At 63.0% G+C, this 22,842-nt stretch carries 22 protein-coding genes; 11 read left to right on the top strand and 11 right to left on the bottom strand.

The features are described 5' to 3' along the window. Nucleotides 1-498: an NADH-quinone oxidoreductase subunit B family protein gene (locus tag G442_RS0101485; RefSeq protein WP_026396560.1), complete on the top strand. Its 498-nt coding sequence runs from the start codon at nt 1-3 to the stop codon at nt 496-498. Between the two features lie 112 nt (nt 499-610). Here G442_RS0101485 and G442_RS0101480 read toward each other — a convergent pair whose 3' ends face one another. Next, on the bottom strand, nt 611-1,492 hold the full coding sequence (locus G442_RS0101480; RefSeq protein WP_026396559.1) for a CDP-alcohol phosphatidyltransferase family protein: 882 nt from the start codon (nt 1,490-1,492) through the stop codon (nt 611-613). Nucleotides 1,493-1,616: 124 nt separating this feature from the next. After that, nucleotides 1,617-2,465, bottom strand: coding sequence for a phosphatidylserine decarboxylase (locus G442_RS0101475; RefSeq protein ID WP_264801516.1), 849 nt, complete (start codon nt 2,463-2,465; stop codon nt 1,617-1,619). A 134-nt stretch (nt 2,466-2,599) separates the two neighbouring features. On the opposite strand from G442_RS0101475, the gene G442_RS20355 reads away from it, so the two are divergent. Continuing rightward, on the top strand, nt 2,600-3,343 hold the full coding sequence (locus G442_RS20355) for a lysophospholipid acyltransferase family protein (RefSeq protein WP_051291796.1): 744 nt from the start codon (nt 2,600-2,602) through the stop codon (nt 3,341-3,343). 87 nt (nt 3,344-3,430) lie between these two features. Here G442_RS20355 and G442_RS0101465 read toward each other — a convergent pair whose 3' ends face one another. Continuing rightward, nucleotides 3,431-3,610, bottom strand: a complete 180-nt coding sequence (locus G442_RS0101465) for a hypothetical protein (protein WP_026396557.1) — start codon at nt 3,608-3,610, stop codon at nt 3,431-3,433. 96 nt (nt 3,611-3,706) lie between these two features. Between G442_RS0101465 and G442_RS0101460 the strand changes: the two genes are divergently transcribed. Next, nucleotides 3,707-3,892 (top strand): hypothetical protein, encoded by a 186-nt coding sequence (locus G442_RS0101460; protein ID WP_154660334.1) that lies wholly within the window; start codon nt 3,707-3,709, stop codon nt 3,890-3,892. A 14-nt stretch (nt 3,893-3,906) separates the two neighbouring features. Continuing rightward, nucleotides 3,907-4,980 carry a hypothetical protein gene (locus G442_RS0101455; protein WP_035376003.1) on the top strand — a complete coding sequence of 358 codons (1,074 nt, stop codon included), beginning with the start codon at nt 3,907-3,909 and terminating at the stop codon, nt 4,978-4,980. A 32-nt stretch (nt 4,981-5,012) separates the two neighbouring features. Here the strand turns inward: G442_RS0101455 and gloB are convergent, their stop codons facing one another. Beyond that, complete coding sequence (gene gloB / locus G442_RS0101450; protein ID WP_026396554.1) at nt 5,013-5,741, bottom strand: hydroxyacylglutathione hydrolase; 729 nt, start codon at nt 5,739-5,741, stop codon at nt 5,013-5,015. 55 nt (nt 5,742-5,796) lie between these two features. Between gloB and G442_RS20350 the strand changes: the two genes are divergently transcribed. From G442_RS20350 to G442_RS20345, 3 genes are all read left to right on the top strand, one after another. After that, complete coding sequence (locus G442_RS20350) at nt 5,797-6,516, top strand: methyltransferase domain-containing protein (RefSeq protein ID WP_456303698.1); 720 nt, start codon at nt 5,797-5,799, stop codon at nt 6,514-6,516. 10 nt (nt 6,517-6,526) lie between these two features. Beyond that, the gene (locus tag G442_RS0101440; protein WP_026396553.1) at nt 6,527-7,129 is read left to right on the top strand and encodes a hypothetical protein; all 603 of its coding nucleotides are present in this window, start codon (nt 6,527-6,529) and stop codon (nt 7,127-7,129) included. Between the two features lie 126 nt (nt 7,130-7,255). Then, the gene (locus tag G442_RS20345; RefSeq protein ID WP_051291795.1) at nt 7,256-8,236 is read left to right on the top strand and encodes a DMT family transporter; all 981 of its coding nucleotides are present in this window, start codon (nt 7,256-7,258) and stop codon (nt 8,234-8,236) included. Between the two features lie 26 nt (nt 8,237-8,262). Here G442_RS20345 and G442_RS0101430 read toward each other — a convergent pair whose 3' ends face one another. Genes G442_RS0101430 through G442_RS0101420 form a run of 3 tightly spaced genes read right to left on the bottom strand, consistent with a single transcriptional unit; the run spans nt 8,263 to nt 10,719 of the window. Further along, nucleotides 8,263-8,889: a YdcF family protein gene (locus G442_RS0101430; protein ID WP_026396552.1), complete on the bottom strand. Its 627-nt coding sequence runs from the start codon at nt 8,887-8,889 to the stop codon at nt 8,263-8,265. Then, on the bottom strand, nt 8,868-9,950 hold the full coding sequence (locus G442_RS0101425; RefSeq protein ID WP_026396551.1) for a cell division protein FtsX: 1,083 nt from the start codon (nt 9,948-9,950) through the stop codon (nt 8,868-8,870). The genes G442_RS0101430 and G442_RS0101425 overlap by 22 nt, the downstream gene beginning before the upstream one ends. 58 nt (nt 9,951-10,008) lie before the next feature. Continuing rightward, nucleotides 10,009-10,719 carry a cell division ATP-binding protein FtsE gene (locus G442_RS0101420; RefSeq protein WP_026396550.1) on the bottom strand — a complete coding sequence of 237 codons (711 nt, stop codon included), beginning with the start codon at nt 10,717-10,719 and terminating at the stop codon, nt 10,009-10,011. 213 nt (nt 10,720-10,932) lie between these two features. Between G442_RS0101420 and G442_RS0101415 the strand changes: the two genes are divergently transcribed. Further along, nucleotides 10,933-13,257, top strand: coding sequence for a zinc-ribbon domain-containing protein (locus G442_RS0101415; RefSeq protein ID WP_026396549.1), 2,325 nt, complete (start codon nt 10,933-10,935; stop codon nt 13,255-13,257). A gap of 1,244 nt (nt 13,258-14,501) precedes the next feature. Here the strand turns inward: G442_RS0101415 and G442_RS0101410 are convergent. The 3 genes from G442_RS0101410 to G442_RS20340 all read right to left on the bottom strand — a co-directional run bounded on the left by G442_RS0101410 (nt 14,502) and on the right by G442_RS20340 (nt 19,088). After that, on the bottom strand, nt 14,502-15,725 hold the full coding sequence (locus G442_RS0101410) for a phosphoglycerate kinase (protein ID WP_026396548.1): 1,224 nt from the start codon (nt 15,723-15,725) through the stop codon (nt 14,502-14,504). A gap of 149 nt (nt 15,726-15,874) precedes the next feature. Continuing rightward, nucleotides 15,875-16,897 (bottom strand): type I glyceraldehyde-3-phosphate dehydrogenase, encoded by a 1,023-nt coding sequence (gene gap / locus G442_RS0101405; RefSeq protein WP_026396547.1) that lies wholly within the window; start codon nt 16,895-16,897, stop codon nt 15,875-15,877. Beyond that, a complete protein-coding gene (locus G442_RS20340) occupies nt 16,887-19,088 on the bottom strand; it encodes a transketolase-like TK C-terminal-containing protein (RefSeq protein WP_161628309.1) in 2,202 nt (733 codons plus the stop codon). Before G442_RS20340 ends, gap begins: the two co-directional genes overlap by 11 nt. Nucleotides 19,089-19,205: 117 nt before the next feature. Here G442_RS20340 and G442_RS0101395 point away from each other — a divergent pair, with 117 nt between their 5' ends. The 3 genes from G442_RS0101395 (at nt 19,206) to G442_RS0101385 (ending at nt 22,250) form a co-directional block, all read left to right on the top strand. Then, a complete protein-coding gene (locus G442_RS0101395; RefSeq protein ID WP_051291793.1) occupies nt 19,206-19,829 on the top strand; it encodes a hypothetical protein in 624 nt (207 codons plus the stop codon). 154 nt (nt 19,830-19,983) lie between these two features. After that, nucleotides 19,984-21,258: a 5-aminolevulinate synthase gene (gene hemA / locus G442_RS0101390; RefSeq protein ID WP_035376001.1), complete on the top strand. Its 1,275-nt coding sequence runs from the start codon at nt 19,984-19,986 to the stop codon at nt 21,256-21,258. A gap of 83 nt (nt 21,259-21,341) precedes the next feature. Next, complete coding sequence (locus G442_RS0101385) at nt 21,342-22,250, top strand: bifunctional helix-turn-helix transcriptional regulator/GNAT family N-acetyltransferase (RefSeq protein WP_026396544.1); 909 nt, start codon at nt 21,342-21,344, stop codon at nt 22,248-22,250. Between the two features lie 108 nt (nt 22,251-22,358). On the opposite strand, the gene G442_RS0101380 is transcribed toward G442_RS0101385, so the two are convergent. Further along, a complete protein-coding gene (locus G442_RS0101380; RefSeq protein WP_035376000.1) occupies nt 22,359-22,715 on the bottom strand; it encodes a hypothetical protein in 357 nt (118 codons plus the stop codon). Nucleotides 22,716-22,842: the final 127 nt, after the last annotated feature.

Below are 22,842 nucleotides of genomic sequence, written 5' to 3'. Positions count from 1 at the left end.
ATGTCTTCATCAATGGTACGGGCGCTCTTCACAGCGCTGGTCGCGCCCGCCGGCCCGGCCCTGCCCCCGGTCGTTTCCCGATCCCCGCTGGTCCTGTTTCATGTCGACAGTGGCGGGTGTGAGGCTTGTGGTCTTGAAGTCGAGGCTTTGAAGACGGGTGGATATGGTCTCGCCGAGGCGGGGGTCGAGTTCTCCGCTTCGCCGCGTCTGGCGGATATGCTGCTGGTGACAGGCGGCTGCTCGCGCATGATGGCGCCCGTGATACGGGCGGCATGGGAGGCGATGCCACGCCCGAAAGGCTTGATCGCAGTCGGGGCCTGCGCGCGCGACGGAGGGCTTTTCCCGCAAAACTACGCCACGTTGGGCGGTCTGGAGAATCACGCGTCGGTCGATCTGTTCGTGCCCGGTTGTCCGCCCACGCCTTCGGAAATTCTTGGGGCGGTGATCGCAGTGACGGCGCGAGCGCGCAGTGGCTCGACCAGAGACACGGCGGCCTGATCGCACACAGACGCCCCCGTGAGGACCGTCGGTCGCGTCGAGAAATGGAAGCGAAGCCAGGGCTTCCGGGCGCTCAGGCGCCGGAAGCGTGGAGATGTCCCGTGGTCGGAAGTCAGCGTGCGGCGAGGCGCGCTTCTTCCTCAGCCTCGGGGTCTTCCTGCAGTTCTTCCGCTGCCTTGCGCAAGCGTTGGAAGCTCAGGCGACTGAGCGGCAACAGCGCGACGTAAATGACTCCGGCCGCGGCGAGCGCTCCCCATGGATCGGCCACAAGAACGACGGCGTAGGCGCAGGCGCTTAGCATGACCGGCAGTACGAATTTTGCAGGAATCTTGAAGTTCTTGAACGACCATACCGGCAGGGTGGAGACCAGCAAGAACGCAGTGCTGATCAACGTCACGATGGGCAGGAACGGCAATCGCGTAAGATCGTAGACGTCGTTATAACCCAGCTTGTTCGCCTCGAGCCCGAGGAACAGCGGAAACAGCGCAAGTCCTGCGCCCGCTGGCGCGGGAACGCCGGTGAAGAAGTTGCTGGCGTATTTCGGCTTGTCGTCCTCTCCATCGAGGCTGGCATTGAAGCGGGCGAGGCGTAGCGCCATGCAGACAGTGAACATGATGCACGGCAGGAAGGCGTATCGCCCTGCATCCTTCAGCGCCCAGAGATAAAGCACGAAAGACGGCGCGACGCCGAAGCAGAGGAAGTCGGAAAGGCTGTCGAATTCAGCGCCGAAGCGCGTCGCGCCGCGCAGCAGGCGCGCGATTCGTCCGTCCAGCCCATCAATGACGGCGGAGATCAGAAGCGCGATCGCTGCGTCATGAAACCGTCCATCCAGTGCGAAACGCATGCCCATCAGACCGCCGCAGAGGCCGAGCATGGTCAGCAGGTTGGGTATCAGGCGATTGAATGAAAGCCCCCGAACCCGCGCGCGCCGGGCCCGGACCCGCCGAAGACGGCGCCGGCGTCGAAGCCGGGCTTGCTGCGTCAGTTCCGACATGACGATGCTCTCGCCGTGCGAGCCCGGTGCGCCTGTCGGGCCAGCGTCATGCAAGGCCGTCTTCCGAGGTGACGAGGATCATGGCCCGATGCGCCGGCTGCGGTCGGCAGGCCATGGGACGAGATCATCCGTCAAGCTGCGCCATGACGGTCTCGCCCCCGATCATCGTCTGACCGGCCGAGACCAGCGGGGTGACGCCGGGGGGAAGATAGAGGTCCGTCCGCGAGCCAAAGCGGATCAGGCCGAAACGCTCGCCCGCTTCCAGCGCGTCGCCCGGCTTCACCGAGCAGACGATGCGGCGCGCGATGAGGCCCGCGATCTGCACCACGGCGACCATGCGGCCGTCGGGAAGCACGATGCTGATGGCGTTGCGCTCATTTTCGGTGGACGCCTTGTCCAGGCTGGCGTTCAGAAACTTGCCGGGGTGGTAGGCGACGCGCGCGACCGAACCGGCGACGGGCGAGCGGTTCACGTGCACGTCGAGGACCGACAGGAACGTGGCGATGCGCCAGACCGGCGTGTCGCCCATAGCCAGTTCCACGGGCGGCGCCACCTTTTCGACCGACACGACGCGGCCGTCAGCCGGCGCCACGGCCAGTCCTTCGCGCGGCGGCGGCGTGCGCTGGGGGTCACGGAAGAAATAGAGGCAGAACGCGAAGAACAGGCCGCTCGCTGTCCCTGCGCCACGGAGGACGGGGCAGTTCAGCCGTCGCCCGAGGTACCGACCGAGCGCGGTCGCCGCGCCGGAGGCCAGCAAAAACCGATAGCTCTCCGGGTGAGGGCGAGCCATTACGAGCTTGATTGAGGAAATGAGCGACATGATCGCGTTCTTGGCGGTTCGCGCTGCGAGAATCAAGTCTCGCCGTGCGTCGGGGGTGTTCGTTCGTGGCTGACGTCGAGCCGCCCCGCTTGCGACGCTCGCGATTTTCTGGTCTGCATCCGCTATTTCTCCGAGGCCGCGCATGGTTTTCATGTGTTTCTGCGGCTTTGATCCTGAGCAGATTCTCCCTTGGGCCGAAGGCTGCGAAGGGCAGGGCGCGCTCTGTAACAAAAAGCCGGGACACCCGTCCGAACCCGTGTCGGGATCCGGTTTCAGTCAGGTGCCGTATGATCCTGCTTCGCTCCACGGCTTATAGCCTCTATCTGGTCGCGCTTACGATTGTCATGGGCGTCCTGGCGTTCCCCATCAGGCTTTTCGCCGCTCGCCTGGCGCTCCCCTATGCGAAGCTCTGGTGCAGATTGCTGATCGGCGGCTTGCGCGTGCTGTGCGGGACGACCTTCAGGGTGGAAGGACTGCAGAGGCTGCCTGCCGATGGCGCGTTTCTGATCGCGTCCCAGCATCAATCCGCCTTCGATACGCTGGTCTGGATGACGCTGCTGCCGAAACCTGCCTATGTGATGAAGCAGGAACTAACCCGCATTCCGCTCGTCGGACCGATGCTGCTGCTGACCGGTATGGTCCCGGTCGAGAGAGGCGCGCGCTCCAAGGCCATGCGCAGCTTGTTGAAGGAAACGGCGAAGGCTGCTGCGAACGGGCGTCAGATCATTATCTTCCCCGAAGGGACGCGCGTCGCGCCCGGCGAGATCGTCTCGCTGAAACCGGGCGTCGCCGCCGTGGCGCGGCATGCGTCGCTTCCGGTTTATCCCGTCGCGACCGATTCGGGCCGTTACTGGGGGCGGAAAGGATTTCTCAAGCGTCCGGGCGTCATCTCCATTGTAATTGGCAAGAAACTGGAGGTGGAGAAGCGTGGAGACCTGCTCGGCGAGATCAGGACGGCCTGGCGCGCGGGAGAGCGTCGCTTCGATGGCGAAACATCTGGGGAAGTGACTGGTCCGAATGCAGGGGACTGATTTCGCTTAAAAGACGCCGTTGGTTGTCAGGTTGCGAGGAGGCCGACGGTAGTGGCGTCGGAAGCCTCGCACGACGACTGCTACGGATCAGGCGAGTTGGGTCAGGGCAGTGAAGCCGGGGAGCGCCAAGCCCAATGCGTTCGCAATCTCCTGCCGTGAGCTATGCACGTCTTCTAGGCTGGAAAGATCAAGAGCGTTCTGTGGATAACTCTGTGGGAGAAAAGCGGCGAACGACGCCTTTCTGTCGAGGTTTGCAGCTTGGAGCATTGAAAAACCGGATCGAATGTGACCGGCGAATGATGTCTTCGAGCTTAAAAAACCCTCGAGAGCCGCTTGGGCCCGCGTTTTTTGGCTGGCGTTCCCTTGCGTCGGAATAGCCAGACGTCACATCAGGACGGCGTCGGCGTTTTCACCGGCATTGGGGACGAGCGTGTGGACGGGCTGTGGATAAAATCTGGTAAGTGGATTCCGGTCCGGCGCGAATTGCGGCCAGAAAATGTAACAACGCCGGTGCATTGGCCGCTGAAGATGCGGCGGCATGTGAAGTGAGAATCCGCTGGCCCTTGGTGGTCCTGTCTACGTTGGCGTTGTCTGTCGTCGCGGTGACGCCGATGCCCGGCGGCGAGCGGGCGGCGCTTTCAACGCTCGACGCGCGACGGCAGGATATGGCGCGCCATGGCTGGGTTGTCAGCTGGTCTCGTGCCTCTGCGTGGGGGGGGCTTATCATCCGCCGTGCGACACTGCGCAATGTAAGGATAAGCGGCGTTCTGGATGGAAAGCGCGTGCTCTATGCCGCCGAGCGCCTCGACATAAGCACTGATTTGCTGCGCTCGCACAGAGTTTCGGTCGCTCCTGAAGGCGCGCAAGCTGTGGCGTTGTTCGCTCGGCCGTCGCCCGGTGATGCGGAGGGCGTGTTATTCGCAGCGCGCATCACGTCTGATGGCGCTCAGCTTGTTTTGCACAGGGCCGCCAGCGCCGATGGCGTGGGCGCGGCCGTCACTGCGTCGAATCTGGCGTTGGAAATCGAGCGAAGCCCCGTGTCGTCAAAGCTTATTGCCTTCGGACTGCGTGGTTTGGACGCGAGACTCGCCTGGGGAAATGCGAACGGGGGGCTGGCCGGGGACATCTCGGTGAAGAGGCTGAATCTGCCCGTAGCGCTGCCCGGGCTGGGTAAGCAGGTCGATGGGCTACGTGTGGCTGCGTCCATCGGCGGAAATGAGTCCAGTCAGGTGGTTCTGCTGCATCTCGCGCGGGGGACCGTTGGCCCGGTTAATATGCGGCTTTCGGGTCGCCTTGTGCGCGGGCTGGACTGGACGGGCGATTTCGATCTCGTTGGCGTCGGCCTTGCGGCTGCGGTGCGCAGGGCTGCGGCGGGCGGAGCGGCGTCGCCCGCTCTTGCGAGGGTCGTGAGTTTGCTGGATCGGGAATTGGCGGACTTCCAGGGAAGCGACGCGACCGCTCCGCCTGTCACGGTCGCTGCCGCAGGCGACGGGGGACGACGCGCCGCGCCGTCCGAATCCGGTGAAAGCGGGGCGTTGATATCCGTGCCGCTACGCTTGCGGGGCGGCATGTGGATGCTTGGCGCAGTTCCTCTGGCGGATCTGTCTGCAGCGTTCGACGCCACGCCCCCGCACTAAAAAACAGACGTTCGAAAAGCTGATCTTGAGGCCTATTTTGCGTGGTCTTTTTCGCGTCGCAGATGCGCCAGCGTGTCGACGTCGGGCGCCCGCAGGAAGGGGTTGCAGGCGCGCTCGCTCTCCATGGTGGATGGCACAGTCGGTTCGTTGTGCGAACGAAGCTCGCGCACGTCCTCGGCCCGGTGGGTGAGCGCCAAGTTGTCGGGATCGACGCGTAGGGCGAAGCGCGCGTTCGACTCCGTGTATTCATGGCCGCAGTAGATGAGCGTGGCGCCGGGCAGCGCGTCGAAACGGCGGAGGCTTGCGAACATGTCGGCTGCCGTGCCTTCGAAAAGACGTCCGCAGCCGAGGCTGAACAGCGTATCGCCGCAGAAAAGTGAAGCCGGAGAGTCGAAATAGTAGGCGATGTGCCCGGCGGTATGTCCCGGCGTCGCGATAACGCGCGCCTCGCAAGCGCCGAACGCGACAAAATCGCCGTCCTGAACCGCGAGATCGAGAGGCGGCAGGCGCGCTGCTTCGTAGGCTGGACCGATCATTCTTGCGCCATACCGGTCGCGCAGGGCTGTCGCGCCGCCCGTATGGTCCGCGTGATGGTGCGTGAGCAGGATAAGGTCGAGCCGCCCGCCGTGGGCTTCGATCGCAGCGCGGACGGGCGCTGCGTCTCCAGGATCGACCACGGCGATCTGGCCGGTCTCATCGTCCCGTAGCAACCAGACGTAATTGTCGCTCAAGACTGGGACAGGAAACGTAACGATCGGCATGGGACGTGTCTCCGGCGTTGCGGCGGGGTTCGGCCTTCATGGTAGGGTACGCCGCATGCAGCAAGAAGTTCGTACGGCGTCAGAGTTTTATGCGGGTTCGGCAGGGGGCGCCGCTGCGGAGGTGTTGGGAGGGCGGCTCCTCGAACTGTGGCCCGACCTGAGCGGGCTTCGTTTGCTGGGACTCGGCTTCGCCTCACCGTTCCTGCCGCTATGGCGTGAACGGGTGGGGGTGTCCATATCCGCGCGCCTCAACACGCCGTTGACGGCCCGCGCTCCCGTGGAGGGCGGTGATCACGACTGCGTGGTTGATCCGGCGCAACTTCCCTTTGACGACCTGTCGTTCGATCGCGTCTTGCTCATTCATGCGCTGGAGACCACCGACGCCGCATCGACGCTCTTGCGCGCCGTCTGGAAGTTGCTGCGCGACGACGGAAAGTTGCTGCTGATCGTTCCCAACCGGCGCGGAGTCTGGGCGCTCAACGATGCGACCCCGTTCGGGCAGGGGACGCCATTCTCGCAGCGGCAGATCGCGCGGAGGCTTTCGCAGGCGCTGTTTCATGTCGAACGCCGACAAACCGGCCTGTATCCACCGCCTTTCGGGCGCCTTGCTCGCGGTCGCCCGGGCGTCATCGTTGAGCGTGCCGGCCGAACGTTGCTACCGACCATGGGCGGCGTCGTGATTATGGAAGCGGTGAAGGACCAATGGAGCGGCACGCCATTGCTTGCCACTCCGGGACGGGTCGAACTCCGGCGTCAGGTGCTGGAGCCAGGGTGAGCGGCGCCGAATGACAGCCTTCGCACAAGACGTCCTGCGGGACACCGCGGCTGACAGGGCCATGATCCGACGTCGGCTGGAGGCCTTCGACTGCGCGCTTCTGGCGGAAGACAGTGCGACACGCGCACTTGAACGATGGTGCGAAGGTCACGGCGTGACGCCTCCCGCGCGGCTTGTCGCCGAAAAAACCGATGAGATGTTCTGCGCGCAGCCTGATGACGCGTTGCTTTTTCTCAAGCCGCCTGAAGGGGAGCGGATGCGCTGCCGACGTGTTCGCCTGCTTTGCGCCGGGTTGGTGCTGTCGAGTGCGGAGAACTGGTACGTCGCATCCCGCCTGACCGATGGGATGAATGAAAGTCTGGATACGTCCGACGAGCCGTTCGGCCGGGTGGTCGCGGCGCTTGCGTTCACCCGCGTCACGGCTCGCCGGGAATGGCTCTGGTCCTGGCCATTCTCCGATGCGCCGCCGACCGGACGGCAGATCGTTGCGCCTGCTGAAATTCTTCGCCATGTGGCCACGTTATTTCGTTCCGATGGTGAGCCGTTCAGCCTCGTCCGCGAAACCTACACATGCGAAATTCCCGGAGTATGTGCGTCGGTCAGAGATGCGTGACAGACGGAATTTGTGCGTCTTGCGTGGTCGTTATCGCTCATCCATGATCGTCCGGCGTCGCGGATGTGCGGAGAGACGTCGTTTCTCTCTGTTTCGCGGTTTCGCGCGGGAAGGCGGAAGCGTTTTATGAACAGGGAAACGTCGCGCGCGACCGCCGTCTCTTCTCGAGCGGCCACAGGCGGCGAAATGGGTCATCAGGTCGGGCAGAACTGGATCACTCTGGGATTTCTCTCGATTCTGTGGGGCGGATCGTTCTTCTTCTACAAGGTATTGGCCCCGTCTCTGCCACCCCTGACGCTCGTGTTCGGGCGTGTTGGCTTCGCGGCGGTGGCGCTGCTGGCGGTTCTTGTCGTCGGACGGCGGGAATTTCCTCTTGGCGCCTCAAAAATTGGCTGGTTTCTGGTTCTGGGCGCGTTCAACTGCGCGATCCCGTTCTCCCTCTACGCGTGGAGCGAGCGGTTCGTGACCAGTGGCGTGGCCGCGACGCTGAACGCCACCACGCCGATTTTTACAGGGATCGCGATGCATCTGTCGTCGCGCGACGACAGACTGACCCGCCGGAAAATCGTCGGCATCGCCTGCGCCTTCTGTGGGGTCGCCGTACTGATCGGGCGAGATCTTCTCAGTGGATTGTCCCTGTCTGTGCTGCCGGGGGAACTGGCCTGTCTCGGCGCGACGACCTCTTACGCCATTGGCGCTGTCCTGACGCGCAAGCTGCACGGAGTGGCGCCGCTGCAATTGACGACCGGGCAACTTGCGGGCGCAGCACTAGTGATTTTGCCGCTTGCGCTGCTGCATGACGGCCTCTCCGCATGGAGGGGGCTTGGCGCGGAAACATGGGCGGCGTGGCTGGGAATAGCGTTGCTGAGCACGGCCCTCGCGTATCTGATCTTTTTCAGAATCCTGACGGTCCACGGCGCCAATCAGGCCGTGCTGGTGACCTTCCTCGTGCCGGTAAGCGCTCTGGCGATGGGCGCGCTTCTGCTTGGTGAGACCCTGAAGTGGAACACTCTGGCAGGAGCGGTGCTGATCGGCTGCGGTCTCGCTGTTATTGATGGACGGCTGCTGCGTCGTCTATGGCGACGGGAAGTGCCGTGCCCAGGTTAAGCGACGCCGTCGCTCGTGTGGGAGGTCTATGGTGAATCAGCGTCCGCAGCGTGACGGAAGAAACGCACCGGCGCCACGAAGGCCAAGAGCAGTTTGTTATATTCCAGTAAAAGCAGATGCAGGGTCGAAGGCCTGAACGGCTGACGTAACGCCGGGGACTGCACGGGAAAGGGATGCAGCTCCAGATCCGGCATGGTTCGCGACAACTCCAGCAGGGCGCGCCGCATATGATAGCCTGCCGTAACGACAATAAGGCTGTTGATATGGTGATCGGCCACCCATGTCGCGGTCTCGAATGCGTTTCCGGCGGTGGACGATGCGCGCCATCCGAGTGTGATCCGCGCGGCGAGATTCGGTTGCAAGGACGCCGCCACGTCCTTCAGCCGCACCTGCTGATCGACGCCGGAAATCAGCAGACGTTTGCCAAATCCTTCGCGCAGGAGGTCGATCGAGGCGTCCACCCGTCCCGTGCCGCCGGTGAGGGCTACGATCCCGTCGCAAACTGGCGGAGGCGCGGCAGGTCTCAGAGCGTCGAACGCGAACCATACGAACCCCCCGACCCAGACGAGTAGCCCGACGCAGAGCGTGGACAGCAGTCGGAATAGTGGTCCGCGCCGTCGGGACGGCGCGGTCAGGGAAGACGACGAAGCCATACGCGGACCATCACCTGGGCGGTGATCCAGCCGATGAAGGCGGCGGCGAAGGGCACGACGCCGAGCCCCCACAAAAGCGCCGGTGGCGTCTCCCCCCATAACGTTGTGAGCGCGGTCATCGTTTCGGCTATGCTGAAGCCCGTTTCTCCGCTTCCAAAATTTAGGGCTCCGCCGCCCGAGAGCGGCGCCATAAGGCGTGCGATCCCGGCCAGGGGCGGAAGCGCGAGCAAGGTTCCGGCCATGCCGCCTGCAAGAGAAAGTCCGGCTACGCGGCGGGCGAAGCGGCTCGCCACATAGCCGTCAACCGCGCCCAGGCCGTGCAGGATTTCGATGCTTTCCCGACGCGCGCCAAGACCGAGACGTGTCGCCATGGCAATGACGGCCGCCCCGATTGCGCCGACGAGAAGAATGGCCAGTGCAGCACAGGCCAGAAGGCTGCGTGCGATGTCGAGAAGGCGCACACGCCAAGCGTCATTGCGTTCGATCAATGAGCCTGGCGCGATTTTGGCGATGGAGGCGATCGTGTCGGCGGACAGCTTCGCGCTGTGAAAGAGATGAACCTCTATGACGGCCGGTAGCGGCAGTGCGGACGCTCCGGCTGCGCCGAGCCATGGGGCGAGCAGCTTGTCGATTTCGCTGGCGTTCAGGCGATGGACCAGCTGCGTGTCGGGCGACGCCTGCAAGACGGCCTCAATCGCGGCTGCGCGGGTCATGTCCGGCTTCGCCGCATTCTGCCCGCCGCTCTGTTTCTCCACCTGAGAGGCCGGGAGCGCAGATGAGGCGCTGGAGGCTCCGTCGCCGTGCGCCGTGGCTTTGCTTACGCTCGCCGCCGACCCGGAAACTGTGTCGGCGGGCAGTTTTTCGGGGTCCGGCACCTGCACAGTCACCAGATTGGCTGCGCCTGCAGCCCAGCGGGACGACAAGGCGCGCGCGCCTACGGCGCCTGCGTAGGTCAGGCTGGCGAGAAGACTCATCGCCGCGACCATAGCCAGAAGACTTCGGTCGGGCAGGGCGCGTGACAATGCAAGACCGTCTCTACGGCGTCCCCGCGCTTCGCTCATCGGCCGTCCCGTCCTGTGCTTGTCCAGGACGCCTTTCGCGGACACCTCTCCTGCCGCGTCATGGCGTGCTCGATTCATCGGTGGTCAGGCGGCCACGCTCAAGACGCAGCGCAGGGGCGGGGAAGCGTCGTACCAGAGCATCGTTATGGGTGGCGACGATTACGGTGGCGCCGAGAGCGGACACTTCTCGCAACATGCCGACGATGCGGCTGGACTGGGATTCTTCCAGCGCGTTGGTCGGTTCGTCGGCGAGAACCACGCCGGGACGTGCGATGACCGCGCGTGCAATCGCCGCCCGCTGCTGCTCGCCGCCCGACAGCTCCGCAGGTAAGGCGCCGCTGCGTTCCGAAAGACCGACCCAACGCAAAATGGCGGCGACTTCGTCTGCAACTGCGGCTTCGTCTCGCCGTTCCAGACGCAGCGGAAGGGCGACGTTATCGCTGATTGAGAGCGTGGGCATCAGGCGAAAGTCCTGATGGACCATACCCACACGTTGACGCAGCCGTGCAAGCGTCGCCCGTTTCACATCGACGCCCACATGGGTTCCGAGGATTTCAAGCTCTCCGGATTGCGGCAGGGCTTCAAGATGGAGAAGGCGCAGCAGAGATGATTTTCCCGCACCGGACGGCCCTAAAAGCCAACGGAAACCACCCTGTGGAACCGAAAACGTCACGCCGGAGAGTGCTGTGGCCGGATCCGCACTTCGTCCGCCCGCAACGCGTCGCGTGGGCGATCCATATCGCCAGGTGACGTTGCTCAGGCGGATCATCTAGGTATACGTCTCAGAATGGTGTTAACTGATATTTTATAAGACGGCACAGTAGAGCATAACGCGGAGAAACGAAGCCTGTCGATGGGAAGCCTCCCCGAGCCCGATGATGGCGACGTCGTTTAGAAATTAGGAACAGGTTCTGGTCATAGTAGTGATGCGAATTACGGCGACGCGGGGAAGGTTCGTCCGTAGCGCCAGAGAGGAAGCCGGATGCTGATCGTATGCCCGTCCTGCGGCATCAAGTACAATGTGCCCGCGTCATTTTTGCGGAAAGATCGGACTCTCAAATGCTCCGGCTGCGGCACGGATTGGGTCGTCCCGGCCGTCCCGAGGGAGAAAACCGACGTTGAAGAGGCGCGCCCGGAAAGTTCAGCCAGCCCGACAGTCGAGAATGCGGTCGAAACGGGCGTTGAGCCGACAAGTGAGGCTGGCGAAAATACAGGCGAAGCGGCTGCCGTAGAGACGCCCCCCGTCGACGGCGCCTTAAATAAAGATGTTGAGGATGTGCCGCCGGTAGGTCAGGCAGAGGCTCCGACCGCTGAAGTTGTTACGTCCGCTCAGCCAGAGGCAAACGCGGATGAGGTCGCATCCGACGTCCAGAATGACCACGGGAGCGCCGAGCTTTCCTCTGGAGATCACGGCGCTGCTGATCATGTCTCCACCAGGGAGCAGTCGGGTTCGGATGTCGCTTCAGGCGAAGATCACACCCTCGACATTGGCGGCGTCTCATCGCTGCAAATGCATGAGCAGGTAGGGTCGGAGCCAGCCCCCCTGGAAGAAGCGCCCGAGGCGGCCGTCGAGCCGACCGTTTCGGCGGGGATTGATGGCGGCGCCTCGGATGAGAGCGGCGACGCTGCCCCGGCCACCGAAGTGCTGGCTGACCATTTCTCGTCATCAGTTCATGATGCCGAGGCTGATGACTCTGCATTGTCTGAGGCTGAGGCGGTTGAAGATGCGACCAGCACGGACGATGGTTCACGGGAAGAAACGACGAGATCGGAGGCCGTGCCGGTTGAGGATGAGGCGGTTGCTGAAGAAGTAGCCTCGGATCTCGAGCCCGCTCCGGTCGATCAGGTCGCAGATGCCGCTGAGGGGGTAGGAGAGCCGGTCGCTGAACGGTCGGGCGACGGCGACCATGATGCACAGTTCGAAGCGCTCCAGGGTGAAGACGCGCAGGTCTCCGAATATCAGGAACAGCCCGGGCATCAGGCTCTGCTCGATGCGCCTCAAGCAGAGCCTGAAGCGGGCCAACCTGAGTCGGCGTCTCATGGAATGGATGAACTTCCGGACGAAAGCCCGGAATATGCCGATACTCATTATGATGAGAATCTGGCTGCCGAGGCTTGGTCCGACGAGCAGGTCGTAGAGGCCTCTGCTGCTGCGGCTCCAGTAACAGACGAAAGCTTCGGCTCGGCCACTTCCGGTGACGATGGTGAAGCGTTGGCGGAACCGCTGACCGCCGATCTGCCGCACGACATTCATGGCGCTTCGGGCTCAGAAGATGAGCAACGGCCGTTTGCGTCAGAACACAACGACGTCGCTGAGGCGGTTCATAACGAGTTCCACGAAGCTCGTGACGGCGAAGTGTTGGTCGAGGGCGTCGATTCGGCCACGCTCGACGAACGCCAGGTTGAGAATCATGAGGCCCCCGCTGACGGTGAGGCGCAGCCAGAACAAGATGTCCTCCACGATAACGCTGATATTCATCGTGATAATCACGACGCCGCGTTAGCGGTGACGGATGAGCGGGCAAGTGAGCCTTTGGATCATTTGTCCGGCGGAATGTCCCATCTGGACGAAGCGGCGTTGGACGACTGGGAGTCGAAACAGGCGCACCGGGAGCCTGAGCGAGCCGAACTTTCCGACCCGGAAAGCGCCGTGTCGGGCTTTGCGGGTGCGCCCGAACCTTCGACGCATCCCGAAGCCCCTGCGCCTGCAACCAACGAACGGCCAGCGCACGGGGCGTTCGATGATGTGGTCACGCGTCTGCGCGCGGCGCGAATGGGCCGTGCGGCGGTTGAATCGGCATATGCGGAAGGGTTGGAGGCTCAATCTCGTGCGGCGGAGCCTCAACCGCACGTCGAGAAGGAAGTCGACGCTCCGGCGGCTGTGCCGTGGATTCCGTCATGGAGTCGCACTCTCGATGAATCTTCAGTGGAGCATACCGAAGAACATTACACGGCGCCGGAAACGGAACACGGGGACGAACTGGAGGCGGATAGGCCTGTATGGGCCGCGTTCGATACATATGAACAAGATGGCGAGGATGAGTTTTTTACGTCCTCCGATCATGAGCCGTTCAATCTTCACGCCACCCGCGAGCCGCCTCCCGGTCCGACGGAAGACATTGCCGCCAAGCTTCGAACAGATATTCTTAGCCGCGGGGGCACGGTCAAGCGTCCTGCTATCGAACGTCCGGAATTTTGGCGAAACGCATGGGTCGTCAGCGGTGTTTGCGCTGCCGCGAGTGTGATAGCCGCCTGGCGGTGGTTCGGTCCTCTTAGCCATATGTTACCGGGATTGCGTCTGTTTTGATGTTTGACCTCAAAACAGACGGTGTAAGTCACAGATTGTTTGCGGTATGCCGCACGGCTGCGCAGAAATATTGGAAACTGCTGGCATAGCGGTAATTTCCGCCGTCCTCCCTGTCGAAAGCCTATCTGGAGTGTGGCGTTCGCGCTGACGACTTCAGCGGTTTTGGTTGTCAGTTATCGACCTCGCCCGCAAGGTTGCGCTGTGTAAAATTGAGCGGGATTACAAAACACTTTTTTATAAGAGGATATTTTTCAATATTATTTCGCGAAAGTTGGTGTCCGCGGCGGGATTCGAACCCACGGCCCCAGGATTCATACCACTTCGGCTTTCGCCGCCGCGTGGCGCAGGCCCCGCGTTCGTGGTCTGGACTGTCCCTTCGCCGTAGACCGTGAAGCCTTTAGGCGTCGCCCGTCCAGTCTCTACACCTTCCCGTCTCAGAGAGTCGGGCTTGGCTCGGGATCGGCACAACCCGAGAGGGTCAAGCGTTCCCCGAATTTGAGCGATTCCGCCGCGTGGTTTCCCCTCGCGACGCCCAATTCAATAGGAATCCTGTGCTCTATCCTGCTGAGCTACGCGGACGACACGCGCCTTTGTATCGAGAGCGTCAGCAGATCACAAGTCGTATTCAGTGTTGTCAAAACGGATACGTCGGTCACGTTTTCAGCATATGCGGCGACTGCTGTTTTGGCGTGTAGCTCAGGCGGCCAAATGGCGCAGTCGCAGTTTCGGCCGCCTGTCAGAAGCGCGGCAGTGGGCACCCGACGTCTATACAAGGATATCGAGAAGCGCGCCTCGTCTTCGGAAAGGGGGAGGGGCGCCGGTAGGTGCGACGGTGAGCGCGTTTCCGGTGGCCCGTGATTGGGTTTCATCGGACATTGTGTTGGGTGTGATCGCCGACGTGGACGACCTTGCTGCCGTCCGTCTGGCGCCTGTATCGGCGGGCGATGAAAGCAGGCTTAAAAGGTTGGTCGAAAGCATCAGAACAGTAAAGCCAAAACGTAGAAACCCGCCCATTGTGGTAGTGGTAAATCGTTAAGGCTGAGATAACCGCGCAGTCACTCCAGGGCTTCACGTATAGAGCTGTTGTTTACGTGGGAGGACGTCGAGGCGCGCCACGACCGATCATCGGGGAAACAATCTCTTGCGTATGCCAAACCGTATCAGGAGCTAAGGCCGCGCAGGCAAGCCCTGCATGGGCCGCCTGCGCGGTTTGTCTCCTGTCAGCAAAAGAGATTGAATGCTTGTCAGAGAGGCACTGCTTCCTGCCCGATTGCGCGGAGCATCTGAATGCCGGGAAGAATCTTGCCCTCGAGCCATTCGAGGAACGCGCCGCCCGCAGTAGAAACATAGGACATGTCGTGCAGGACGTGCGCGTGGCGTAGCGCGGAGACGGTGTCTCCGCCGCCAGCGACGGTCTTGAGCTTGCCTTCCTTCGTCAGGCGGGCGGCTTCCTGCGCTACGGCGTTGGTTCCTTCATCAAATGGAGGCAATTCGAACACGCCGAGGGGGCCGTTCCATACAAGCGTCTTCAGCGAGGCCAGCTTCGATTTCAGCAGGGCGACCGTCTCCGGTCCGACGTCGAGCGCCATCCATCCTTCGGGAATGGCGGTGACGGGGACGATCTTGGTGGGCGCGCCAGCCATGAATTCTGCTGCGACGACGACGTCGACAGGCAACACCAGATCGCAACCACGCTCGCGCGCCTTGGCCAGGATGGCCTTCGCGGTATCGAGCATCTCCTCTTCTTTCAGCGACGTGCCGACCGAAAGCCCGTTCGCGGCGAGGAACGTGTTCGCCATGGCGCCGCCGACCGCCAGAACGTCGACCTTCTCAATCATGTTGTTAAGCAGGTCGAGCTTGGTCGAGACCTTCGCCCCGCCGATGATCGCGCCAACAGGGCGCTCCGGCGCTTCGAGCGCGGTTTCGAGGGCGCCGAGTTCGATTTCCATCAGGCGGCCGGCGAAAGACGGAAGGTGGTGCGCGACGCCTTCGGTCGAGGCGTGGGCGCGGTGCGCCGCCGAGAAGGCGTCATTGACGTAGACATCGGCTAGAGAAGCCAGCTCCTTCGACATGTCCGGGTCGTTTTTCTCTTCGCCGGGATAGAAGCGGGTGTTTTCCAGCACGACGACATCGCCGTCAGCCATCGTGGCGACCGCTTTCGCTGCGACATCGCCCAGGCAATCCGGCACGAACGTTACGCTGTGGCCGAGAGTCTTGGCGAGGGCATCAGAAATCGGGGCCAGAGACATTTCCGGCACGGGCTTGCCCTTGGGGCGGTCGAAATGGCTGACCACGATCACGCGGCCACCCTTGTCGGCCAGTTCCCGGATCGTGGGCGCCAGACGCTCGATGCGGGTCAGGTCGGTAATGGCGCCGTCACGCACCGGCACGTTCAGGTCGGCGCGGAGCAGGATCTTTTTTCCGCGCGGATCAAGCGAATCCAGTGTCTTGAAAGAAAGCGTCGTCATGGAAAAATCCTTCCTGCCCCGCCGGAGCGTCATGGTGGCGTCTGCGCGCCCGTGCCTAAATTCACAGACGACCCGTAGGGCAGGGTCGTCGCCCCGCGCGGCGCTCCGTCACCGGAGAGCGTCGCGCGGGAACTGCGTCATCGGACGGGTCAGAGGTTCCCGAACACCGCCGCAGTGTCGGACATGCGGTTGGAGAAGCCCCATTCGTTGTCGTACCATGTGCAGATACGGACGAGCTTGCCACCGTCGACCAGTGAGGTCTGCGTGGCGTCGAACGTCGACGACGCGATGGCGTGGTTGAAATCCGAGCTGACGAGCGGCGCGGTGTTGTACGCCAGAACGCCCTTCAGGGGGCCTTCTTCGGACGCCTTCTTGACGACCTCGTTAACAGCTTCCACCGACGCGGGAATGGTCTTCGGCACGAAGTCGAGCGAGACGAGGGAAACGTTGGCGGTCGGTACGCGGATGGCGGTGCCGTCCAGCTTGCCTTTCAGGTGCGGCAGGACGAGCCCGACCGCGCGTGCGGCGCCAGTGGAGGTCGGGATCATGTTCAGGGCGGCGGCGCGGGCGCGACGCAGGTCCTTGTGTAGCGTGTCGACCGTGCGCTGGTCGCCCGTGTACGAGTGGATCGTGACCATGTAGCCGCGCTCGATGCCGAATGCGTCGTCGAGGACTTTCGCCACGGGCGCGAGGCAGTTGGTGGTGCAGGAGGCGTTGGAGATCACCGTCATGTCCGAGGTCAGCGTGTTCTGGTTCACGCCGTAGACGATGGTCGCGTCCACGCTGTCGGCGGGGGCGGAGATGATGACCTTGCGCGCGCCGGCGGCGAGCAGCGGGGCGGCTTTTTCCTTGGTGGTGAAAATGCCGGTGCATTCCATGGCGACGTCTACGCCCTGAAGCGGAACCTTTGACGGATCGCGCTCCGCAGACACGACGATCGGATCCCAGGTCCGGCCGTTGGCCGAGATGATCAGGCTGTTGCCCTCGACGCGGACATCGGCGGGGAATCGGCCGTGCACGCTGTCATAGCTCAGCAGATGCGCGTTGTCGGTGACGCTGCCGAGGTCGTTGATGACGGTCGGGATGACGTCCGTCCGCCCGCTTTCGATGATTCCGCGCAGCACGAGGCGGCCGATACGGCCAAATCCGTTGATCGCGATCTTAATTGCCATCTGAACTGTCTCCGTCTTTTTCTGATTGCCCCGTGACAATGCGTCGTGGCGAGGCGTCGCGTTTGACCGTATGGCGGGGGTCGGTCCGGTGGTTGGAGGTTCCGGCCCTGTGCGCGCCGGACGTGCGTTCCGTCATGGCGGCGCCGTCGCTCTGCAAGCCCGGAATCCGGGATTCCGAAACTCGTGAACCCAGAAGTTGGCGCACCCGATCGCGTACTCCCTCGGGAGTGATCCCGAAATTGCCGTAGAGCGTTTTCTGGCCGGGGGACGACACGAAGTCGTTCCGTCCGATGAACACGCCCTCAAACCCAAGCCATCGTTCCCAGCCGAAGCCGGACGCCGCCTCGATCGCGACGCGCGGCGCTGAACCGAGCACGGCAGCACGATAGGCGCTATCTTGTCGCGCGAATAGCTCCCAGCATGGAAGTGACACGACGGCGACGCGGACGTCGTCACGCATCAAAAGGACCTGCGCCTCTCGGGCGATCGCCAGTTCCGGGCCGGATGCGATGATGGTGGCTTGCCGGGCCATCGGGCCACCGGGCGCTTCGGCGCGCACATAACCGCCATGCGCCGCCGCAAATGTCATCAGGCTCGCTGGCGGCGGCGCGTCCCCATGCGGATCGTCCGTCATACTGCCCTCGCTGTCGCCTTTCGTCGCAGGACTTAACCCCAGAACGATAACGGCTGGGCCGTCGCGCCATTCCAGGGCCATCTCCCAGGCGGCGATCACTTCCTGACGGTCGCCGGGCCGAAAAAGAGCCAGATTCGGCATCGCTCGCAGACTCGCGAGTTCTTCGACCGTCGGCCACAAATCGGCGGCGGTCTGAGGATCGTCCTCGACCAGCAGGCATAGCATCCGTCGTCCCGCCAGCGCGGCGAAACGGAGCGCCGGGCGTATGCGATCGACCATCGATAGCGTCGCCACGCCGCAAGCGAGCGCACCGCCATGCTGCGACAATCCGTTCATCAACCCGACCATCGCGGGTTCGCGGGCTCCGAAGAACAGAGGCTCGCCGGGGACGACGAGAGGCGTTGTAGAAATGTCAGAATTCGTATGCGCCGCCTTGCTTCGACGCCGCCCTGAAGACGTCGTCGAAGCTGCCGGGGAGCGCGAATCCTTGCCAACGTGGCGTGAAGAATCGCCACCTGCCGACATTGAAACGAATTCGGGCAGAAGCATCGTCAGAATGTCGCGTCCACGAAGCCCGTCGCGTACAATCGACCGGGCCGCTCGCTCGTCCTCGACGTGGTAAGCTTCGACTGACGGAGTATGCTCAACCGTAGCCCATGCCCGGCGCCAATCGTCTATCAGGCGTGGCATTGCGCGCGATTCGGTGGTGCGCTCGAACTCCGCTCGCAACCTGTGGCGCGCGAGACGACGCAGCCATGTATGCCGCGCCACGCGACCGCGCCGCGCGGTCACGCTCCACGGACCGACCAGTTCGTATTCGCCGTCGTCCACGATGGAAACCTGCGTTCCATCGTCATCGCCGTCGCAAACCAGAAGACTCGGCCGTCGGCTCCGTTGACACGATGCGAGCGCGGCGCCCAGGGCGTTCGCATCGTTCGCCGCGACGCGTCGGACCGCCCAGCCAGACGCCTCGATCCGGTCGATCGCAAGGTTTAGATCGTGGGTAGAGGAACGCGTGAACGCGTCGCCGACGATCACGGTGAGCCGGTCGAGGCGAAAGCGTCCGGCAATTGCGGACGCTTCAAGCGCAACGCCTGCGTCAAGATCGGCGGGGGTGGCGAGGAGCCAAGTGCGGTGATCGACGAGGGACTGCCCGAAACGTGCGGCGAGCATCTTTTCTGTCAGGCTCATGCCGACAGCCGCCGCAACGCCCTGTCCGGCCAGGCCGGCTGTCATGCCGATCGCGTAACCATTTCCATGGTGAGCGGCAACGTTGTGTTCCGGCGCTCCTGTCAGACGCAGAAAGGCATGAAGCAGGGGAGAAAGCCGCATGGAGGAGACGAAGAATCGATCGCTGTCCGCCCATGCGGGGGCAGATGGATCAAAGCGGAGAAACCGCTCCCATAGTATGGCGACGACGAGATAGAGCGCGTTCACGCCTGAATGCCCGAAGGATATGCCGGTTTCGCCGGAGCTCTGCGCGCGTGCAGCGCGCGCGAAGCGTATGGCCGAGCGAAAATCGCGTCCTGCGCCGGAAGAAAAATCGGCGCTAATCATCTCGCGGTCGGGCCGCCTGCTTTTAGGAGCCCTTTTTTCCGGGAGATCCGGCGCGCTCATAAACGGATCGTCAGACATTCACGCGGGGACGTCGCGCCGGAACGGGAAAATCGCTTCATGATCGTCACCTCATGCACTCTTGCTCCTTGGCGCGGTTCCTGCAACCGTCCCGCCATGCCGTTCCGAGCCCTATTCCGTCGTTCCGCCGCCATAAAGACCACAGCGTCATCGGCTGTTGCAACATCCGTTCAGGCGAAGCCCGTAATCTCCGGGAAAGCAGGCGACGGGCTGCCTCGCCGGTCGTTCGCCGGACTGTCGCTGACGGCTGCAGCCCTGTCGCTCCCCGGATGCAAGCTGGTGGACCAGCGGACCTTCGATCATACGGCAAGCCGCCCCCCAAAAGTCATCGTGCCGCCGCCGCCGCCCGGTCCGCCGCCTGTCCCGCCGCTGGTGGAGGTCATCGCGGGAACGCCTGTCGCAGATTGGCAGGGGCCGCTGGAGGCCATCGTGAAGCGTGCTCTGGCGCGCAAGCCCAATATTCTCTTCCGTGTGCAGGCTCTCGCCCCGCCGGGGGCTGACGCGGACGCTGATCGCGCCACGCTTGCGCGTTTGACGACGAACGACGGACAGGCGGTGGCGAACGCGATTGTCGCGGGCGGCGCCTCCCCGGCACAGATAGAGATGACGGCTATGCCCAATTCCGGTGTGGCAAGCCCGCGTATCCGGGTGTATGTGCGCTGAACGACTAATCCTCGCCGCTGCGTCAGCCGATCTGGCGTAGTGTCGCCGCCGCAGGGCGTAATGCGCTGCGGCCCCTGTGGCTCGATAGACGCCATCCGCGTTTCGGCGGTTATGCATCGTCGTCGGCCCACCGATGAAGACAGGAGTAGACTGGGTGACTATCCGGAACGCGCGACACCCGTTTTACGATTTCTGCGACGAAGCTCTTGAAGACATACGACGACAGGGCCGCTACCGCAGCTTCACGCCGCTGGCTCGTCAGGCTCCTCGTTATCCGGTTTACGAGGAAGAGATGGATCCGGCTCCCGGCGAGACGCCCGAGGGGCGGGAAGTCGTCGTGTGGTCCTCTAACGATTATCTTGGGATGGGCGTCGAGCCGGAAGTTTGCGAAGCTGCGATCGCCGCCATTCGCGAGCACGGCGCAGGCGCGGGCGGAACGCGGAATATCGCAGGCACCAGCCCCCTGCATAAACGTCTAGAGGCCGAACTCGCCGCGCTGCACGGCAAGGAGGCGGGCCTGTTGTTCGTCTCCGGCTACGTGTCGAATCAGGCCAGTCTGCAAACCATCCTTACGTCAATGCCTGGCTGGATCTGCTTTTCCGACCGGTGCAACCACGCCTCGATGATCGCTGGCATCAAGGGCGCTCGCGGATCGACGACCGTCATTTTCGAACATAACGACCTTGCCGATCTTGAGGCCAGGCTCGCCGCAGCTCCGATTGATGCGCCCAAGCTGATCGCGTTCGAGAGCGTCTATTCGATGGACGGCGACGTTTCGGACATCGCCGGGATCTGCGCTCTCGCCCGGAAATACGGCGCGATGACCTACCTCGACGAAGTGCATGCCGTCGGTCTTTACGGCGACGAAGGCGGCGGCGTTTCCCAGCGTGACGGCGTCGCCGATCAGGTCGACATCATCGAGGGCACGCTGGCCAAAGGGTTCGGCGTTCACGGCGGGTACATCACGGCTTCGGCTCAGATCGTCGATTATCTCCGTTCATCCGCGTCGGGTTTCATTTTCACCACGTCGTTGCCGCCCTCGATCGCCGCCGCGGCGTTAGCCAGCGTGAAACTGGTGCGCGCCCAGAACTGGCGTCGCGAGAAAATGTTTGAGAGGGTGAACGAATTCCGCCGTCGCATGCGCGCTGCGGGCGTGCCGTTCATGATGACGGCGAGCCATATCGTGCCGGTTCCGGTAGGGGACGCGGAATTGTGCAAGAAGATCAGCCGTCGCCTGCTCGATGAGTATGGTCTTTATGCGACGCCAATCAATTACCCGACGGTGCCCAAGGGAACGGAGCGTCTGCGTCTGACGCCGGGGCCGTACCACACTGATGAAATGATGGATCAGATGGTTACGGCACTCTTGCGTCTGCTGACAGAAGAGGGGTTGCGGCCCGGGGCCGAGGGAACTGCGCGAGCTGCATGATTAACGCAGGCGCATTATCTTTTGTTGACTGAGTCATATATTGATATTGACTCAGTCAACTAATTTGATCCATGCTCTGCCGCATGGAAGATTTTGTCACATCTGTAAGAACCTTCAACCGGTTCTACACCCGCGCGGTCGGCGCTCTTAACGCACGATTTCTCGGTGCCGACATGACGCTGGGCGAGGCGCGACTGTTGCATGAGATTGCGCGCGCGGACGCCGCGCAGGCCAGCGAACTGAAGCGGCGGCTCGATATGGACGCGGCGCAGATGAGCCGAATGCTCGCGCGCTTCGAAGCCAAGGGCTGGATTGTTCGATGGCAGGAAAGTGACGACGCCCGCGCCAAAACTGTTACGCTGACGTCGGAAGGCTCGGCGGCTTTTCAGGAACTGGACCGCCGCCAGATCGAGGCGACGACGGCCATGCTTGCCGATCTTGACGGCTGGGGCGCTGGCGACGTGACAGCGGGTCTCACGATGGCGCGGCTCAGGCTCGACCCGTCATCGGGCGAAGTCCTGAATGTGCGACCGTTTCGAAGCGGTGACGTCGGGATGATCGCTGCACGGCAATCGCTGCTCTACGCTCAGGAGAATGGCTGGGGCGCGCCGCTGGAGGTGCTTGTCACGACGACGGCCGCCAGTTTCCTGCGTGATTACCGGCCCGGACGGGATGCGTGCTGGGTCGCCGAACTCGACGGCGTTATGGCCGGTTCCGTGATGGTCACGGATGAAGGCGGGGGGCAGGCGCGCCTGCGCTTGCTGTACGTCGAACCGTTTGCGCGAAACAGGGGCGTCGGAGCCGAATTGATCGGTCGGTGTGTGAGTTTCGCGAAAGAGGCGGGGTATGAGAGCCTGATTCTCTGGACGCATACCGTTCTGGAGGGCGCCCGTCGGTTATATTCCAGATACGCGTTCGTCCTTACGGAAGTCGAGACCCACACCAAATTTGGCGAACCCGTACAGGGGGAGACCTGGTTGCGGACGTTGTAGCGTTGAGCGTCGCAGCAATCATCTGACGGGGTAAAGTCGCTGCCGTCTGATGCAGGCGGCGAAGTAAAACGCCGCCTGCATTTTCCTACTCTGGGGATACGGATCGGGTTAGTTGCCGGAGGCGCTCGCGGGTGTCGAAACGTCAGGCGTTGCAGGAGCTGCCGGGGCGACCGTTCCGGTTCCAGCGGCGACTGAAGGGACCGTCGGAGCGACTGGAGCCGTTGTGGGGGCAGTTGCGCCGATCGACGGAACCTTGTCTTGCTGAGCAGCGGCCAGGCTACGGGCGTTCAGGTCTTCGGTTGCGTTCGTCGGGGTCTTTTTGCTCTTCGACATCTCGCCATCATGGTGATGATGGTGGTGATGGTGCTCTTCGGCCGAAGCGAAAGAAGCCCCGGATATGGCGATAGCAGGCGCCGCGATGGCGAGCGTAGCGGTCAGGACGACCTTCGACAGAACTGCTTTCATAATTCCACTCCTTACAATTGCCACGCGCCGTCCGACCCAAACCTTGGCTCGGCGCCTGTGGGCGTCGGCACGTTCTGGCGCGCAAGCATAACCTTCGAGGGGTCGTTCCCAAAATTCGGCCGAACGA

Source organism: Acetobacter nitrogenifigens DSM 23921 = NBRC 105050, from assembly GCF_000429165.1.
In the GTDB taxonomy this organism is placed as follows: Bacteria; Pseudomonadota; Alphaproteobacteria; order Acetobacterales; family Acetobacteraceae; genus Acetobacter; species Acetobacter nitrogenifigens.
Note: the sequence above shows the minus strand (reverse complement) of the source record. Positions and strands in the feature narration are given on the sequence as shown.

Excerpts from the sequence above, each read along its gene's own strand:
- G442_RS0101430 (WP_026396552.1), bottom strand. The coding sequence starts at position 8,889 with ATGGCTTCGTCGTCTTCCCTGACCGCGCCGTCCCGACGGCGCGGACCA.
- G442_RS0101395 (WP_051291793.1), top strand. The coding sequence starts at position 19,206 with ATGATCGTCACCTCATGCACTCTTGCTCCTTGGCGCGGTTCCTGCAAC.
- G442_RS20355 (WP_051291796.1), top strand. The coding sequence starts at position 2,600 with ATGATCCTGCTTCGCTCCACGGCTTATAGCCTCTATCTGGTCGCGCTT.
- G442_RS0101380 (WP_035376000.1), bottom strand. The coding sequence starts at position 22,715 with ATGAAAGCAGTTCTGTCGAAGGTCGTCCTGACCGCTACGCTCGCCATC.
- G442_RS0101415 (WP_026396549.1), top strand. The coding sequence starts at position 10,933 with ATGCTGATCGTATGCCCGTCCTGCGGCATCAAGTACAATGTGCCCGCG.
- G442_RS20350 (WP_456303698.1), top strand. The coding sequence starts at position 5,797 with ATGCAGCAAGAAGTTCGTACGGCGTCAGAGTTTTATGCGGGTTCGGCA.
- G442_RS0101410 (WP_026396548.1), bottom strand. The coding sequence starts at position 15,725 with ATGACGACGCTTTCTTTCAAGACACTGGATTCGCTTGATCCGCGCGGA.
- G442_RS0101465 (WP_026396557.1), bottom strand. The coding sequence starts at position 3,610 with ATGCTCCAAGCTGCAAACCTCGACAGAAAGGCGTCGTTCGCCGCTTTT.
- G442_RS0101485 (WP_026396560.1), top strand. The coding sequence starts at position 1 with ATGTCTTCATCAATGGTACGGGCGCTCTTCACAGCGCTGGTCGCGCCC.
- G442_RS0101425 (WP_026396551.1), bottom strand. The coding sequence starts at position 9,950 with ATGAGCGAAGCGCGGGGACGCCGTAGAGACGGTCTTGCATTGTCACGC.
- G442_RS0101420 (WP_026396550.1), bottom strand. The coding sequence starts at position 10,719 with ATGATCCGCCTGAGCAACGTCACCTGGCGATATGGATCGCCCACGCGA.
- G442_RS0101480 (WP_026396559.1), bottom strand. The coding sequence starts at position 1,492 with ATGTCGGAACTGACGCAGCAAGCCCGGCTTCGACGCCGGCGCCGTCTT.
- gloB (WP_026396554.1), bottom strand. The coding sequence starts at position 5,741 with ATGCCGATCGTTACGTTTCCTGTCCCAGTCTTGAGCGACAATTACGTC.
- gap (WP_026396547.1), bottom strand. The coding sequence starts at position 16,897 with ATGGCAATTAAGATCGCGATCAACGGATTTGGCCGTATCGGCCGCCTC.
- G442_RS0101475 (WP_264801516.1), bottom strand. The coding sequence starts at position 2,465 with ATGAAAACCATGCGCGGCCTCGGAGAAATAGCGGATGCAGACCAGAAA.
- G442_RS20340 (WP_161628309.1), bottom strand. The coding sequence starts at position 19,088 with ATGATTAGCGCCGATTTTTCTTCCGGCGCAGGACGCGATTTTCGCTCG.
- G442_RS20345 (WP_051291795.1), top strand. The coding sequence starts at position 7,256 with ATGAACAGGGAAACGTCGCGCGCGACCGCCGTCTCTTCTCGAGCGGCC.
- G442_RS0101385 (WP_026396544.1), top strand. The coding sequence starts at position 21,342 with ATGGAAGATTTTGTCACATCTGTAAGAACCTTCAACCGGTTCTACACC.
- G442_RS0101440 (WP_026396553.1), top strand. The coding sequence starts at position 6,527 with ATGACAGCCTTCGCACAAGACGTCCTGCGGGACACCGCGGCTGACAGG.